A 13624-nucleotide genomic window follows, 5' to 3' on the forward strand; every position below is an offset into this window, starting at 1 on the left:
GGCGGGGGACGCCGGACCGGCGGCGGAGGACGCCGTCGCGGTGGTAGCTGTGGCCTAGTAGCGGTCGCCGTGGTAGCCGTGCCCGCCGCCGGGCACCTGCCCATACGGGCCGCCCCAGCTCTCGTCGGGGCCGTCCTCGCGACGCCGTCCGGCGCGCGGGTCGGGCCCGCCGCCACCGCGCCGGGGAGGTTCCGCCGGACCGCCGCCGTAGACGGCACCACCCGGGCCGCCGCCGTAGACCCCACCTCGGCCACCGCCGGCCGGACGGCCACCGCTGGGGGGCGGGCTGGCGGGCGGGCGACCACCGCCGGCCCCGGGTGGGTTGCCACCGCCGCCGTAGACGCCTCCGCCGGACGGGCGACCGCCGTAGACGGCACCGTCGGCGCCACCTGGGGGGCGACCCCCGCCGTACACGCCGCTGCCGGCCGGGGCGACACCCGGTCGACCCGCCTCCCGGCCGCGCCCCGCCCCGCCGGCCGCGCCGTACACACTCCCGCCGGCGGCGCCGCCGTAGACCCCGCCCCGCGACCGGTCGTCCGCGGCCGGGAAACCCTCGGCCGGGCCGCCGTCGTCGGTGCGCTCGTCGTCGTCCGGGCCCGCGACGGGGTTGCGACGGGCGCGCAGGATGCCGAACACTCCGGCGCCGACCATCGCCACACCGATCAGGCCCACCGCGCCGACCAGGTACATGATGTCCTGCAACGACAGGCTGTCGAACCACGACGCCTCGGCCGCCTTCTTCGGCTCGGCCGCGGCCGCGACCGGCTTGGCGCCCTGGGTCGACGGCTTGTACGCGAGGATGTCGACGGTCTCGCCCTCCTCCAGCTGCCCGCCCTCGGAGACGGTGAGGAAGGACTTGCCGTCGGGGCTGTACGAGATGGCCTCGCCGAACGGGTCGGCGAGCGGTGTCACCCGGGGCTCGGTGGTGGTGAGCGCCTTGACCACGTCACCGCCGGCGACGTCGTACTCGAAGGCGTCCGCGTACGTGCGCAGCACCACCCGGGAGCCGTCCGGGGAGCGGGCCGCGCCGGTGATCGCCGTCCGGCCGAGCACCCCGAGCCGGTTGTCAGTCTCCGTCTTGGGCAGCTCGACGTCGCCGACCTTCTTCATCGGCACCGGCGCGGTGTCGCCGCTGCGCAGCTCCCCGTCCGGGGTGAATATCTCGGCCTTACCGGAGGTGACCTTGGTGATGATCAGCGGGTTGCCGTCGTCGCCGATGACCAGCGCCTCGGCGTCACGCGGCTTGCCGTCCGGGTACGCCAGGCGGTGCAGCGTCGCCGGCTTGCCGCCGCCGACGGGCAGGGTCCACACCGCCACGCGCTCGCGGCGCTGCCGGCTGGTCACGTTGTCGCCGGTGTCGGCGACCCAGAGCGTCCGGCCGTCCGGCGAGAGCGCCAGGTCCTCCGGGTCCGCCGGGCCGCCGCCCGAGTAGCGGACCGGATCCTTGGCGATCTTGCACTTGGTGTCCAGGAAGAAGATCCGCTTGCGGCTGTCCACCTCGGTGCCATCGTTGATCACGACGTAGCCGGTCTTGACGGCGACCAGACCGGAGAGCTCGACGAGCCGTTGGTCGGTCACGGTGCAGCGCTTCTGGCCCGCCGCCTCGGCCGGTGCCGGGGCGGCGGCCAGGACGGCACCGGTGACTGCCACGGTCGCCCCCAACAGGCTGAGGGCACCCGTGACCGAGGTGAGAACGCGGCGCATCCTCACAGTGTCGCACGCCGACGACACGACTCCGTGCGGCTGGACGGGCCAGGGCCCGTCCAGCCGATCATCCGTCGGCCGGCGGCAGGTCCGGCCGACGCCCGGCGGCGTCCGGACCTCGCCTCGGCTCGACAAGATCGGCAGGCCGGACCCTAGGAGCGCGGGCCGACGGGCTCCGCCGCCTCGAAGGGAGCCAGCTCGGCGGCGAGCGCCTCGCCGACCCGGACGTGCAGCAGGGTGCCCTCGGGCAGGTGCGCGGTGCTCAGCACCTCGCCCTGCCGGTGTACACGGGCCACCAGGTCCCCCCGGTCGTACGGCAGAACCGCGCGGACCTCGACGGCCGGGCGGGGCAGCCGGCCCTCGACCGCGGTACGCAGATCCTCGACACCGCGACCGGTGTGCGCGGAAACGAAGATCGCCTCCGGCCACAGCCGCTTGAGCCGCAGCAGGGTCTCCTCGTCGGCCGCGTCCGCCTTGTTGACCACGAGCAGCTCGGGCAGCCGGTCGGCGCCCACCTCGGCGAGCACCTCGCGGACCGCGCGGACCTGCTCCTCCGGGTCCGGGTGGGTGCCGTCCACCACGTGCACGACCAGGTCGGACTCGGCGACCTCCTCCAGCGTCGAGCGGAACGCCTCGACGATCTGGTGCGGCAGGTGCCGGACGAAACCGACCGTGTCGGACAGGGTGTAGACGCGCCCGTCGGACGTGGTGGCCTTGCGGGTGGTCGGGTCCAGCGTGGCGAAGAGCGCGTTCTCCACCAGCACGCCGGCCCCGGTCAGCCGGTTGAGCAGGCTGGACTTGCCGGCGTTGGTGTAGCCGGCGATGGCCACGGCCGGCACGGCGTTGCGGGCCCGACGGGCGCGCTTGGTCTGGCGTACCGTCTTCATGCCCTTGATCTCCCGGCGCAACCGGGAGATCCGGGTACGAATCCGGCGCCGATCGGTCTCCAGCTTCGTCTCACCGGGACCGCGCAGACCCACGCCGCCGGCACCGCCGGCACGAGCGCTACCACCGCTCTGGCGGGACAGCGTCTCACCCCAACCGCGCAGCCGCGGGAGCAGGTACTCCAACTGGGCCAGCTCGACCTGCGCCTTACCTTCCTTGCTCTTCGCGTGCTGGGCGAAGATGTCCAGGATCAGCGCCGTCCGGTCGACCACCTTGACCTTGGTGCGCTGCTCCAGGTTGCGCAGCTGGGACGGGGAGAGCTCACCGTCGCAGATCACCGTGTCGGCGCCGGTCGACAGCACGACCGCGCCCAGGTCGTCGACCTTGCCCCGGCCGACGTAGGTGGCCGGGTCGGGGCGGTTGCGCCGCTGGATCAGCCCCTCGAGCACCTGCGAGCCGGCCGTCTCGGCCAGCGCCGCCAGCTCGGTCAGCGAGTTCTCCGCGTCGTCCTGCGTGCCCTCCGTCCAGACCCCCACCAGGACGACCCGCTCCAGCCGCAGCTGGCGGTACTCGACCTCGGTGACGTCGGTGAGCTCGGTGGAGAGGCCGGGGACCCGCCGCAGCGCCTGCCGCTCCGACAGCTCGAACTCGCCGGTGGTGGCGTCGAGCTCGTCATCCTCGAACGGCTCGAAGGTCTCCTGGTCTCGCAAACTCACTACTCCTGTCCGTTTGGTCACGTAGGAAGCAATCCTGACATGTGCCAACGCCGGACGCACCCGCTATATGCCCGAGGCCGTACCCGCCGGTAGCGGGGCCGCGTGCCGGCCGACCTGCCCCGGAGAGTAGAAATGCGGGCAGCCGTACAGCGTCGACGGAGGGATCTGCGTGGCCATCACCCGACTGCCGAGTGCCGGATTCTCGATCACGATCCGGATCGCGGTCCCGGCGGACGCCTCGTCCATCGGACGACTGACCACGTCCGTCGGGGAGGCCGGGGCGATCGTCACCGCGCTCGACGTGGTCGACTCCGACCCCACCCACGTGATCGTCGACCTGACCTGCGACACCGCCGACGCCAGCCACGCCGACCAGGTGGTCGACGCGCTCACCGCGATGGACGACGTCGACGTCCGCAAGGTCTCCGACCGGACGTTCCTGCTGCACCTCGGCGGCAAGATCGAGGTCAGCTCGAAGGTCGCGCTGCGCACCCGCGACGAGCTGTCCCGCGCGTACACCCCCGGCGTGGCCCGGGTCTGCCAGGCGATCGCGGAGAACCCGGCGGACGCCCGGCGGCTCACGATCAAGCGCAACACGGTCGCCGTGGTCAGCGACGGCTCCGCCGTGCTCGGCCTGGGCAACCTGGGGCCGGCCGCGTCGCTGCCCGTGATGGAGGGCAAGGCGGCGCTGTTCAAGCGCTTCGGCGGGGTGGACGCCTGGCCGGTGGTGCTCGACACGCAGGACACCGACGAGATCGTGTCGATCGTGAAGGCGATCGCGCCCGCGTACGGCGGCATCAACCTGGAGGACATCGCGGCGCCGCGCTGCTTCGAGATCGAGGCGCGGCTGCGGGAGGCGCTGGACATCCCGGTCTTCCACGACGACCAGCACGGCACCGCGATCTGCGTCCTGGCGGCGCTGACCAACGCGCTGCGCGTCGTGGGCAAGCAGCTCGCGGACGTCCGGGTCGTGGTCTCCGGCGCCGGCGCGGCCGGCACCGCGATCATGAAGCTGCTGCTGCGGCAGGGCGTGGGCGACATCATCGCGTACGACCGGCAGGGCGCCCTGCACCGCGGGATGCCGAACCTCAACCCGGCCTGGGAGTGGCTGGCCGACCACACCAACAAGGAGAACTACTCCGGTGACCTGCCGGGGGCGATCCGCGGGGCGGACGTGTTCATCGGTGTGAGCGCGCCGAACCTGCTGACCGGCGATGACATCGCCGCCATGGCGAAGGACGCGATCGTGTTCGCGCTCGCCAACCCGGACCCGGAGGTGGACCCGCGGGAGGCCCGCAAGCACGCCGCCGTGGTCGCCACCGGCCGCTCGGACCAGCCGAACCAGATCAACAACGTGCTGGCCTTCCCCGGCGTCTTCCGGGGCATGTTGGACGCGCACGCGGAGGAGTTCACCGAGGAGATGGCGATCGCCGCCGCCCGGGCGATCGCCGACGTCGTCGGTGAGGACAAGATCAACCCGACGGTCATCGTGCCCAGCGTCTTCGACAGCCGGGTCGCTCCCGCGGTCGCGGCGGCGGTCCGCGCCGCCGCCCAGAACCCGTCGGCAACCCCACCCCCGGCAGCCGACCCGGGCCCGGCCGACCTCCCGGAGATCGCCGCCAACGCCAGCGCCACCCCGTAACCCGAAACCCCGGCCCCCGATCTGCGCCTTCCGGGCCATCGAGGCACAAAGTGCACGATCGCGGGGACGAGGGTCGGGACCGGTGGGATCAGGTCAGGGCCGCAGGGGTCACCTCGCCCGTCGCGACCAGGACCGCCGGGCCCGCGAGCCAGCAGGTCTCGTCGGTGATCGTGACCGCCAGGCGGCCGCCCGGGACGTCGACCGCCACCACGCCGGTGTTGCGGCCCGCGTCGCGCAGGGCGACCGCGGCCACGGCGCAGGCGCCGGTGCCGCACGAGAGGGTCTCGGCGCTGCCACGTTCGTACACCCGCATGAGGACGTGGCCGTCCGTGCCGTCGACCGGGTCGCCCGGCGCGGTGAACTCGACGTTCACCCCGGCCGGGAAGACCGCCGGGTCGACCTGCGGCGCCTGGGTGAGGTCGAGCGCGGTCAGGTCCAGGCCGGCCGGCAGCGCGCAGACCAGGTGCGGGTTGCCGACGTCGACGGCCGTGCCCGGCAGCGTCAGCCCGCCGAGGGCGGCGGTCGACGTGTCGTACAGCCGGGGACGGCCCATCTCGACCGCCACCCCCGCCCCCTCGACGCGCGCCCGCACGAGACCGGCCCGGGTGGCCACCGGCAGCACCGCGCCGTCGGGTGCGGCCAGCCCGGTCTCCAACAGGTAGCGGACGAACACCCGGGCGCCGTTGCCGCACATCTCGGCGAACGAGCCGTCGGAGTTCCAGTAGTCCATGAACCACTCGGCCTCGTCGGCCAACGCGGCACCCTCGGGGTGCTTCGCCGCCCGGACCACGCGCAGCACGCCGTCACCGCCAATGCCACGCCGCCGGTCGCAGAGCCCGGCCACCAGGCCGGGCGTGAGATCCAGCGCGCCGTCCGGGTCGGGCAGGATCACGAAGTCGTTGCCGGTGCCGTGCCCCTTGGTGAACTCCACATCCCCATCATCGCGCAGCGCCGGCGACCACCCGCAGGGCATCCGCCACCAGCCCGGGCGACGCCGAGTCGAGCCACCGGACCCGCGGGTCACGCCGGAACCACGACCGCTGCCGGCGGACGAACCGCCGGGTGGCCCGGATCGTCTCCTCGTACGCCTCGGTCTCGGTCAGCTCGCCGGCCAGGAACCGCAGGACCTGCTGGTAGCCGAGCGCCCGGCTGGCCGTACGCCCCTCGGGCAGGCCGCGACCGACCAGCTCGCGGGTCTCGGCGACCAGGCCGTCGGCCCACATCCGGTCGACCCGCAGCGCGATCCGCTCGTCGAGCGGCGCGGTGTCCAGGTCGACGCCGACCTGCACCGACGGGTAGTACGGCGTGGGCTCGGGCAGCGACGCGGTGAACGGCGCGCCGGTCAGCTCGATCACCTCCAGCGCGCGGACGATCCGCCGTCCGTTGCCGGGCAGGATGCTCGCCGCCGCCTCCGCGTCGGCCTCGCGCAGCCGCGCGTACAGCGGAGCCGGCCCGACCTGCGCCAGCTCCGCCTCCAGCCGCTCCCGGACCGCCGGGTCGGTGCCCGGGAACTCGAACTGCTCCAGCACCGCCCGCACGTACAGGCCGGAGCCACCGACCAGCAACGGCACCCGTCCCCGGGCGAGGATGTCGTCGACGGCCGCCCGCGCCAGCCGCTGGTACTCCGCGACACTCGCCGGCTCCGTCACGTCCCAGATGTCCAGCAGGTGGTGCGGCACCCCCTCCCGTTCGGCGACGGTGAGCTTGGCGGTGCCGATGTCCATGCCCCGGTAGAGCTGCATCGAGTCGGCGTTGACCACCTCCCCGTCGAGCGCGTGGGCGAGAGCGATGCTCAGCGCCGACTTGCCGGCCGCGGTGGGCCCGACCACCGCGACCACCGCGCCGACCGGCGGACGGCTGCCACCGGCCCCGACCGGCCCGGTCACGCCGGCTCCCAGGAGGCGACGAGGTAGGCCACGCCGTAGGGCGCCGCGTCGTAGGTCACCTCGCCCCGCCAGTCGCCGCCGGCCGCGCGGACAGCGCCGGCCAGCACCTGCCAGGGCGCGCGGCCGGCGACCCTCAGCTCGGCCGACAGCACCGGGTCGAGGTCGAGCAGGGCGTCGGCGTCCGCGGCGGCCAGGGCCCGGGCGACCCCCTCGTCGTACGGCTCGGCGCGCGGGTCGTCGTAGCCCGGGGACTTCTCGCCCCGGCAGGCCGAACCGTCCCCCATGACCAGCAGCGCGGTGCGGTGGTCGCCCCGGCGGAGCAGCTCCGAACCGAGGTCCACGCAGCCGGACACGGGCTCGTCGACCGCGACCGCCTCGGCGGACCGGGGCAACGCGGTGCCGGACCGGCCGACCAGCCACGCCCCCAGGGTCAGGCTCAGCGGGAGGCGCTCGGCGCCGGCACCGTCGGTCCGCCCCAGCGGGACGCTCCGGTCCACCCCGTAGCCCCGCAGCGACCCGCGGTCGGAGGCGCCGAACGTCGTCGTCGCGGGCCCGCCGCCCACGAGGACGATCTCGTCGGGCCCGGCGGCGAGGAGCCGGGCCACGGCGGCGTCGCAGGCCGTACGGAGGTCGTCCAGCTCGGGCGCGGCGGCCCCGGCCACCTCGGGAACGAGCAGGGGCGGGTGCGGGCAGACGGCGGCGGCGACCAGAGGCACCTGGTCACCGTAGCGGGGCCACGGCGGGCCCGACCGGGTGCCCGCCGATCAGTCGGACGGGCCCCCGCCCCGGGCGACGATCCCGCTCTGCGCACCCCGAGCGGCCACCTCCGGTCGTCCCGCAACCGTCGTCGGGGCCGATCGACGGGTCTGGACCGTACGGATGATTCCGACACTCACCCTCCGACGGGAGCGCGCGGGCGGTAGGACACCGTATGGTCACGGTCGGCGATAGGCGCTCGACGGGAACGGGGGCGCACCTGTGACAATGCCGGGGAGAAACTTGGCTGCGCCGTGGCGGTGCTCGCGGGACTGACCCGCGACGCCGGGAGAACGAGGATGGGCACATGAGCGACTGGACTGCCTTCGGACGGGTGGACGCGGACGGCACCGTGTACGTCAAGACCGCCGAGGGCGAGCGGGTGGTCGGTTCCTGGCAAGCAGGAGCACCGGAGGAAGGGCTGGCCCACTTCGCCCGTCGCTTCGCCGACCTGGTGACCGAGGTGGATCTGACCGAGGCTCGGCTCAACTCGGGCGCCGCGGACGCGGCTCACTCGCTCAGCACGATCCGCCGGCTGCGCACCTCGCTGGCCGAGGCGCACGTCGTCGGCGACATCGACGGGCTGGCCGCCCGGCTGGACCGGCTCGCCGGCGTCGCCGAGGAGAAGGCCGGCGAGGCCCGGGCGGCCCGGGACGCCGCCCGCACCGAGGCGCTCGCCCGCAAGACGGCCCTGGTCGAGGAGGCCGAGAAGCTGGCCGCCGAGTCGACCGGCTGGAAGACCGCCGGGGATCGGCTCAAGGAGATCCTCGACGAGTGGAAGACCATCCGCGGGGTCGACAAGAAGACCGACGGCGAGCTGTGGAAGCGGTTCGCGGCGGCCCGGGACGGCTTCACCCGCCGGCGTGGCGCCCACTTCGCCTCCCTCGACGCGCAGCGCAAGCAGGCGCAGGCGGTCAAGGAGGAACTGGTCGCCGAGGCCGAGAAGCTCCAGGACTCCACCGACTGGGCGGCCACCGCGGGCCAGCTCAAGGACCTGATGAACCAGTGGCGGGCGGCACCGCGCGCCTCGAAGGAGGCCGAGCAGCGGCTCTGGGAGAGGTTCCGGGCCGCGCAGGACGCGTTCTTCTCCCGGCGCAGCGAGGTCTTCTCCGCCCGGGACAACGAGCAGCGCGCCAACCTGGAGCGCAAGCAGGCGCTGCTGGCCGAGGCCGAGGCGCTGGACGTCGACGGCGACCCGAAGGGTGCCCAGGCCAAGCTGCGGGAGATCCAGGCGCAGTGGCACGAGGCCGGGCGGGTGCCCCGGGAGGCGGCGGCGGGCCTGGAGCGGCGGCTGCGTGCCGTCGACGAGAAGGTCCGCGAGGTGATGGACTCGGCGTGGCGGCGCACCAGCCCGCAGGACAACCCGCTGCTGGCCCAGATGCGGGCGCAGGTCGCGGAGGCAGAGGAGCGGCTGGGCCGGGCCCAGGCCGCCGGTGACGCCCGCCGGATCCGGGAGGCCGAGCAGGCGCTGGCCTCGAAGCGGCAGTTCCTCCAACTGGCCGAGCAGGCCGGCTGACGTGATCGAGCCGGAAGCCCCGGTCCCGTGACGGGACCGGGGCTTCCGCCGCTTTGGCTCTTGGGGTCAGCCAGGTCGCGCGCCGCGGCGCGGCGCCGGCCCGCTCGGTCAGTGGGCGGCGCAGCCGCCGGTCGCGGCGGGTGCCGGCGCCGGCGCGCCAATCGTGGGCAGGCCGAGCAGAACCCCGGGGGTACGCGGCGCACGCCCCGCCTCGGCGGCGTCCCCGGCCCGGGTGCGCCGGTGCGCGAGCGGCTCGCCGTCGGCGTTCAGGTGGTGCGGGGCGGCGTACGTCACGACGGTGTGCACGATGTCGCCGGGGCGGATCCGCCCGGCGAGCGACCCGACGTCGAAGTGCACCAGGCGGCCGTCCCGGGCGCGCCCGGACATCCGGCCGGTGCGCTCGTCCTTACGCCCCTCGCCGACCGCGACCAGCACCTCGACGGTCTCCCCGACCAGCCTCCTGTTCTCCGCCCAGGTGATCTCCTCCACCGTGGCGATCAGCCGCTCGTACCGCTCCTGCACGACCTGCTTGGGCAGCTGCCCGTCCATGGTCGCGGCGGGGGTGCCGGGACGCTTCGAGTACTGGAAGGTGAACGCCGAGGCGAACCGGGCCTCGCGCACCACGTCGAGGGTGCGCTCGAAGTCGGCCTCGGTCTCGCCGGGGAATCCGACGATGATGTCGGTAGTGATCGCCGCGTCCGGCATCGCCGCCCGGACCTTCTCGATGATGCCCAGGTACTTCTCCGAGCGGTACGAGCGGCGCATCGCCCGCAGCACGTCGTCGGAGCCGGACTGCAGCGGCATGTGCAGCGAGTGGCACACGTTCGGCGTCTCGGCCATCGCGGCGATCACGTCGTCCGTGAAGTCCTTCGGGTGCGGGCTGGTGAACCGGACCCGCTCCAGCCCGTCGATGTCACCGCAGGCGCGCAGCAGCTTGCCGAACGCGTACCGGTCGCCGAACTCGACGCCGTACGAGTTGACGTTCTGCCCGAGCAGGGTCACCTCCAGCACGCCCTCGTCGACCAGGGCGCGGACCTCGGCGAGGATGTCGCCGGGGCGGCGGTCCTTCTCCTTGCCGCGCAGCGAGGGCACGATGCAGAACGTGCAGGTGTTGTTGCAGCCGACCGAGATCGACACCCAGCCGGCGTACGTCGACTCGCGGCGGGTGGGCAGGGTGCTCGGGAAGACGTCGAGCGATTCGAGGATCTCCACCTCGGCGGCGGTGTTGTGCCGGGCCCGCTCCAGCAGCACCGGCAGCGACCCGATGTTGTGCGTGCCGAAGACGACGTCGACCCAGGGCGCCTTGCGGACGATCTCGCCGCGGTCCTTCTGGGCGAGGCAGCCGCCGACCGCGATCTGCATCCCGGGGTGCCGGTCCTTGACGGGGCGCAGATGACCGAGGTTGCCGTAGAGCCGGTTGTCGGCGTTCTCCCGCACGGCGCAGGTGTTGAAGACGACCACGTCGGGGGTGTCGTCGGCGTCGGCCGCGCGCACGTAACCGGCCTGCTCCAGCAGGCCGGAAATGCGCTCGGAGTCGTGCACGTTCATCTGGCAGCCGTACGTGCGCACCTGGTAGGTGCGCGGGCTGCTCGCCGCTGCGGTAGTCATGACGTGGACAGCGTATCCGGACAGCCCGGATGGGCCGGAATCGAGGAGGAGCCGTGTGCCGGAGCATCAAGACCCTGCGTGAGCCGTTCACCCCGGCGGTGACCGACGCGGACATCCAGGCCGCAGCGTTGCAGTACGTCCGGAAGATCTCCGGGTTCCGCGCGCCGGCCGCCCACAACGCCGCGGCGTTCGACGCCGCGGTAGCCGCGGTCGCGACGGCCACCGCGACCCTGCTGGACCAGTTGGAGGTACGGAACCGACGCACCCCCACACCCAACTGAGCTTGCTTGCGCCTCAGGCGGCGGCGAGCGCGGGGAGCACCGAGTCGGGGGCCCAGCGCGAGCGGTGGCAGCGGGACCAGCCGCGACAGCCCGGGTTGGCCTCGGTGCAGAGCCGCTGGTTGCTGAGGACCTCGCCGTCGTCCGTCTCGCGGACGTCGAAGTGCACCGGGCGGATCGTGCCGTCGGGGGCGACGAGCAGGTGCCGGGTCTCGTCGAGTGTGTCGTCGCGCAGCACGCAGTTGCGGTTGAGCAGGCGGGCCAGGGCCGCGACGCTGGGCAGCTCGGCCAGGGTGTCGGGCACCCCGTAGCAGTCGACGATCGTGGCGAACTCCCCCGGCGCCTGCCAGATGTCGCAGACCACCGCGTACCGGGGCAGCCGCATCGGGTCGGCCACCGCCAGGGGCATCACCACCCGGCCGAGCGCCTCGGCCAGCGCCGGCCAGACCTCCGCCGGCCGCACCTGGTCGATTCTCCAGTTCCACAGCTCGGTCATGCCGCCTCCTCGCTGTGCTCGTCCCACCGGCCTCCGGATCGGGCCTTACTGACGATGGTGGGGTGCATTTGACCTCAGCCGGGGGCAAGTTACCGGTCTGTGACCATTCCGGGCAAAATTTCCTCGGGCCCCATTGCTCCGAGTAGCGGGAAGGTGACAGTTTATCGGGTATGGTGCCGCGCCAGGCACTCGACACGGGGTCAGCGGAGGACGAGAAGGTGCTCGCTCCGGGGAAGCAGTTCGCCGATCACCGTGGCACCGGGCAGCTCGCCCGCGACGAGCAGGCCGCCCGAGGTCTGCGCGTCGGCCAGCAGCAGACGGTCCGCCTCTCCGGTCGCGCCGAAGTCGGTCCACGGCGTGACCCAGTCGAGGTTGCGGCGGCTGCCCCCGCTGACGTGGCCGTCCCGGACCGCCTCCCGGGCACCGGCCAGGTACGGCACCCGGGTGGTGTCGATCGCCACCGTCAGCCCGCTGGCCCGGGCGAGCTTCGACGCGTGGCCGAGCAGCCCGAAGCCGGTGACGTCGGTGCCGCACCGGACACCGGCCGCCACCGCCGCCCGCGCGGCGTCCCGGTTCAGCGTGGTCATCGTCGCGACCGCCTCCGGGAAGCTCTCCCCGGTGGCCTTGTGCCGGGTGTTGAGCACACCGACGCCGAGCGGCTTGGTCAACGACAGCGGCAGCCCGGCCCGACCGGCGTCCAGCGTGATCAGATCGTCCGGCCGGACGGTCCCGGTCACCGCGAGGCCGTACTTGGGGCCCTCGTCGTCGACGCTGTGGCCGCCCGCGAGGTGGCAGCCGGCGTCGCGGGCGACGTCCCGCCCACCGCGCAGCACCTCCCGGGCCAGCTCCAGCGGGAGCACCTCCCGTGGCCAGCAGAGCAGGTTCAGCGCGACGAGCGGGGTGCCGCCCATCGCGTACACGTCGGAGAGGGCGTTGGTGGCGGCGATGCGCCCCCAGTCGTACGCGTCGTCGACGACCGGGGTGAAGAAGTCGGCGGTGCTGACCACGCCCGTACGCTCGTCGAGCCGGACCACGGCGGCGTCGTCGCCGTGGTCGAGACCGACCAGCAGATCGGCCGTGCCCGGGGTCGGGCCGAGGCCCGCCACCATCGCCTCCAGCTCGCCCGGCGGGATCTTGCAGGCGCAGCCGCCGCCGCGGGCGTACCGGGTCAGCCGGACCGGTTCGGTCATCCCCACATGATCTCCGTCGCGGCCGGTGACCGCCAGCCGAGCGGTCAGAAACGGACTCCCGGCACGTCCCGCCAACGGTGTTACCGCTCCGTGACCAACTGAGTTGCATTCCGCCACATCACCCCGCCTACAGTGGCCCAACCGGGGGTCATCCGACCTCGGCCGCGCGACGACAGGGACGGTGGACGACGTGACGACGGGCGAACCGCTCATCGTGCTGGACTCGGTCAACAAGTGGTTCGGGCCGCTGCACGTGCTGGACGACGTCTCACTGTCGGTCGGGCGCGGCGAGGTGGTCGTGGTGATCGGCCCGTCCGGCTCGGGCAAGTCCACGCTCTGCCGGACGATCAACCGGCTGGAACCGATCAACTCCGGGACCATCACCTTCGACGGGCAGGCGCTGCCTGCCGAGGGCAAGGCGCTGGCCAAGCTGCGCAGCGAGGTCGGGATGGTCTTCCAGTCGTTCAACCTCTTCGCGCACAAGACCATCCTGGAGAACGTCACCCTGGGGCCGCTGAAGGTCCGCAAGGAGAAGCCGTCGGTCGCCCGTGAGCGCGGCCTGGCCCTGCTGGACCGGGTCGGCATCGCCAACCAGGCCGACAAGTTCCCGGCCCAGCTCTCCGGCGGCCAGCAGCAGCGGGCGGCGATCGCCCGCGCGCTGGCCATGCAGCCCAAGGCGATGCTCTTCGACGAGCCGACCAGCGCGCTCGACCCGGAGATGGTCGGCGAGGTGCTGGACGTGATGACGTCCCTGGCGCGCGACGGCATGACGATGGTCGTCGTCACCCACGAGATGGGCTTCGCCCGCCACGCGGCCAACCGGGTCATCTTCATGGCCGACGGCAAGCTGGTCGAGGACGCTCCGCCGACGGAGTTCTTCGCCAATCCCCGCAGCGAGCGGGCCAAGGACTTCCTCTCCAAGATCCTCACGCACTAGGCGTCCGTAT

The 13624-nt window shown here is 73.4% G+C and carries 12 protein-coding genes; 4 read left to right on the forward strand and 8 right to left on the reverse strand.

The genetic code is table 11. The features are described from left to right. Window positions 1–54: 54 nt before the first annotated feature. Window positions 55–1704 carry a hypothetical protein gene (locus tag ACN26Y_RS00110; protein WP_155333472.1) on the reverse strand — a complete coding sequence of 550 codons (1650 nt, stop codon included), beginning with the start codon at window positions 1702–1704 and terminating at the stop codon, window positions 55–57. Between the two features lie 152 nt (window positions 1705–1856). Further along, window positions 1857–3299 carry a GTPase HflX gene (hflX, locus tag ACN26Y_RS00115; protein ID WP_155334363.1) on the reverse strand — a complete coding sequence of 481 codons (1443 nt, stop codon included), beginning with the start codon at window positions 3297–3299 and terminating at the stop codon, window positions 1857–1859. Window positions 3300–3474: 175 nt separating this feature from the next. Here hflX and ACN26Y_RS00120 point away from each other — a divergent pair, with 175 nt between their 5' ends. Further along, on the forward strand, window positions 3475–4947 hold the full coding sequence (locus ACN26Y_RS00120; RefSeq protein ID WP_155333473.1) for an NAD-dependent malic enzyme: 1473 nt from the start codon (window positions 3475–3477) through the stop codon (window positions 4945–4947). Window positions 4948–5035: 88 nt separating this feature from the next. On the opposite strand, the gene dapF is transcribed toward ACN26Y_RS00120, so the two are convergent. From dapF to ACN26Y_RS00135, 3 genes are read right to left on the reverse strand one after another with little or no spacing between them, the layout of a single operon-like run. Further along, a complete protein-coding gene (gene dapF, locus ACN26Y_RS00125) occupies window positions 5036–5878 on the reverse strand; it encodes a diaminopimelate epimerase (protein WP_155333474.1) in 843 nt (280 codons plus the stop codon). Window positions 5879–5885: 7 nt separating this feature from the next. Beyond that, the gene (gene miaA, locus ACN26Y_RS00130) at window positions 5886–6845 is read right to left on the reverse strand and encodes a tRNA (adenosine(37)-N6)-dimethylallyltransferase MiaA (RefSeq protein WP_230689121.1); all 960 of its coding nucleotides are present in this window, start codon (window positions 6843–6845) and stop codon (window positions 5886–5888) included. Then, a complete protein-coding gene (locus ACN26Y_RS00135) occupies window positions 6830–7549 on the reverse strand; it encodes a class III extradiol dioxygenase subunit B-like domain-containing protein (protein ID WP_155333475.1) in 720 nt (239 codons plus the stop codon). The genes miaA and ACN26Y_RS00135 overlap by 16 nt, the downstream gene beginning before the upstream one ends. Before the next feature lie 347 nt (window positions 7550–7896). Here ACN26Y_RS00135 and ACN26Y_RS00140 point away from each other — a divergent pair, with 347 nt between their 5' ends. Beyond that, a complete protein-coding gene (locus tag ACN26Y_RS00140) occupies window positions 7897–9105 on the forward strand; it encodes a DUF349 domain-containing protein (RefSeq protein ID WP_155333476.1) in 1209 nt (402 codons plus the stop codon). A gap of 108 nt (window positions 9106–9213) precedes the next feature. Here the strand turns inward: ACN26Y_RS00140 and miaB are convergent, their stop codons facing one another. Further along, window positions 9214–10713: a tRNA (N6-isopentenyl adenosine(37)-C2)-methylthiotransferase MiaB gene (miaB, locus tag ACN26Y_RS00145; protein WP_155333477.1), complete on the reverse strand. Its 1500-nt coding sequence runs from the start codon at window positions 10711–10713 to the stop codon at window positions 9214–9216. A gap of 53 nt (window positions 10714–10766) precedes the next feature. Between miaB and ACN26Y_RS00150 the strand changes: the two genes are divergently transcribed. After that, the gene (locus tag ACN26Y_RS00150) at window positions 10767–10994 is read left to right on the forward strand and encodes a DUF2277 family protein (protein WP_155333478.1); all 228 of its coding nucleotides are present in this window, start codon (window positions 10767–10769) and stop codon (window positions 10992–10994) included. Between the two features lie 13 nt (window positions 10995–11007). Here the strand turns inward: ACN26Y_RS00150 and ACN26Y_RS00155 are convergent, their stop codons facing one another. Together ACN26Y_RS00155 and selD are read right to left on the reverse strand one after the other, a co-directional pair. Next, complete coding sequence (locus tag ACN26Y_RS00155) at window positions 11008–11487, reverse strand: hypothetical protein (protein ID WP_155333479.1); 480 nt, start codon at window positions 11485–11487, stop codon at window positions 11008–11010. 200 nt (window positions 11488–11687) lie between these two features. Further along, window positions 11688–12677 (reverse strand): selenide, water dikinase SelD, encoded by a 990-nt coding sequence (selD, locus tag ACN26Y_RS00160; protein WP_155333480.1) that lies wholly within the window; start codon window positions 12675–12677, stop codon window positions 11688–11690. Window positions 12678–12858: 181 nt separating this feature from the next. Here selD and ACN26Y_RS00165 point away from each other — a divergent pair, with 181 nt between their 5' ends. Then, window positions 12859–13614, forward strand: coding sequence for an amino acid ABC transporter ATP-binding protein (locus tag ACN26Y_RS00165; RefSeq protein WP_155333481.1), 756 nt, complete (start codon window positions 12859–12861; stop codon window positions 13612–13614). Window positions 13615–13624: the final 10 nt, after the last annotated feature.

Source organism: Micromonospora sp. WMMD558 (assembly GCF_049315255.1).
Lineage (GTDB): Bacteria > Actinomycetota > Actinomycetes > Mycobacteriales > Micromonosporaceae > Micromonospora.

Coding starts and splice junctions, on each gene's coding strand:
- ACN26Y_RS00140 (WP_155333476.1), top strand. CDS start 7,897: ATGAGCGACTGGACTGCCTTCGGACGGGTGGACGCGGACGGCACCGTG.
- ACN26Y_RS00155 (WP_155333479.1), bottom strand. CDS start 11,487: ATGACCGAGCTGTGGAACTGGAGAATCGACCAGGTGCGGCCGGCGGAG.
- ACN26Y_RS00110 (WP_155333472.1), bottom strand. CDS start 1,704: ATGCGCCGCGTTCTCACCTCGGTCACGGGTGCCCTCAGCCTGTTGGGG.
- selD (WP_155333480.1), bottom strand. CDS start 12,677: ATGACCGAACCGGTCCGGCTGACCCGGTACGCCCGCGGCGGCGGCTGC.
- miaB (WP_155333477.1), bottom strand. CDS start 10,713: ATGACTACCGCAGCGGCGAGCAGCCCGCGCACCTACCAGGTGCGCACG.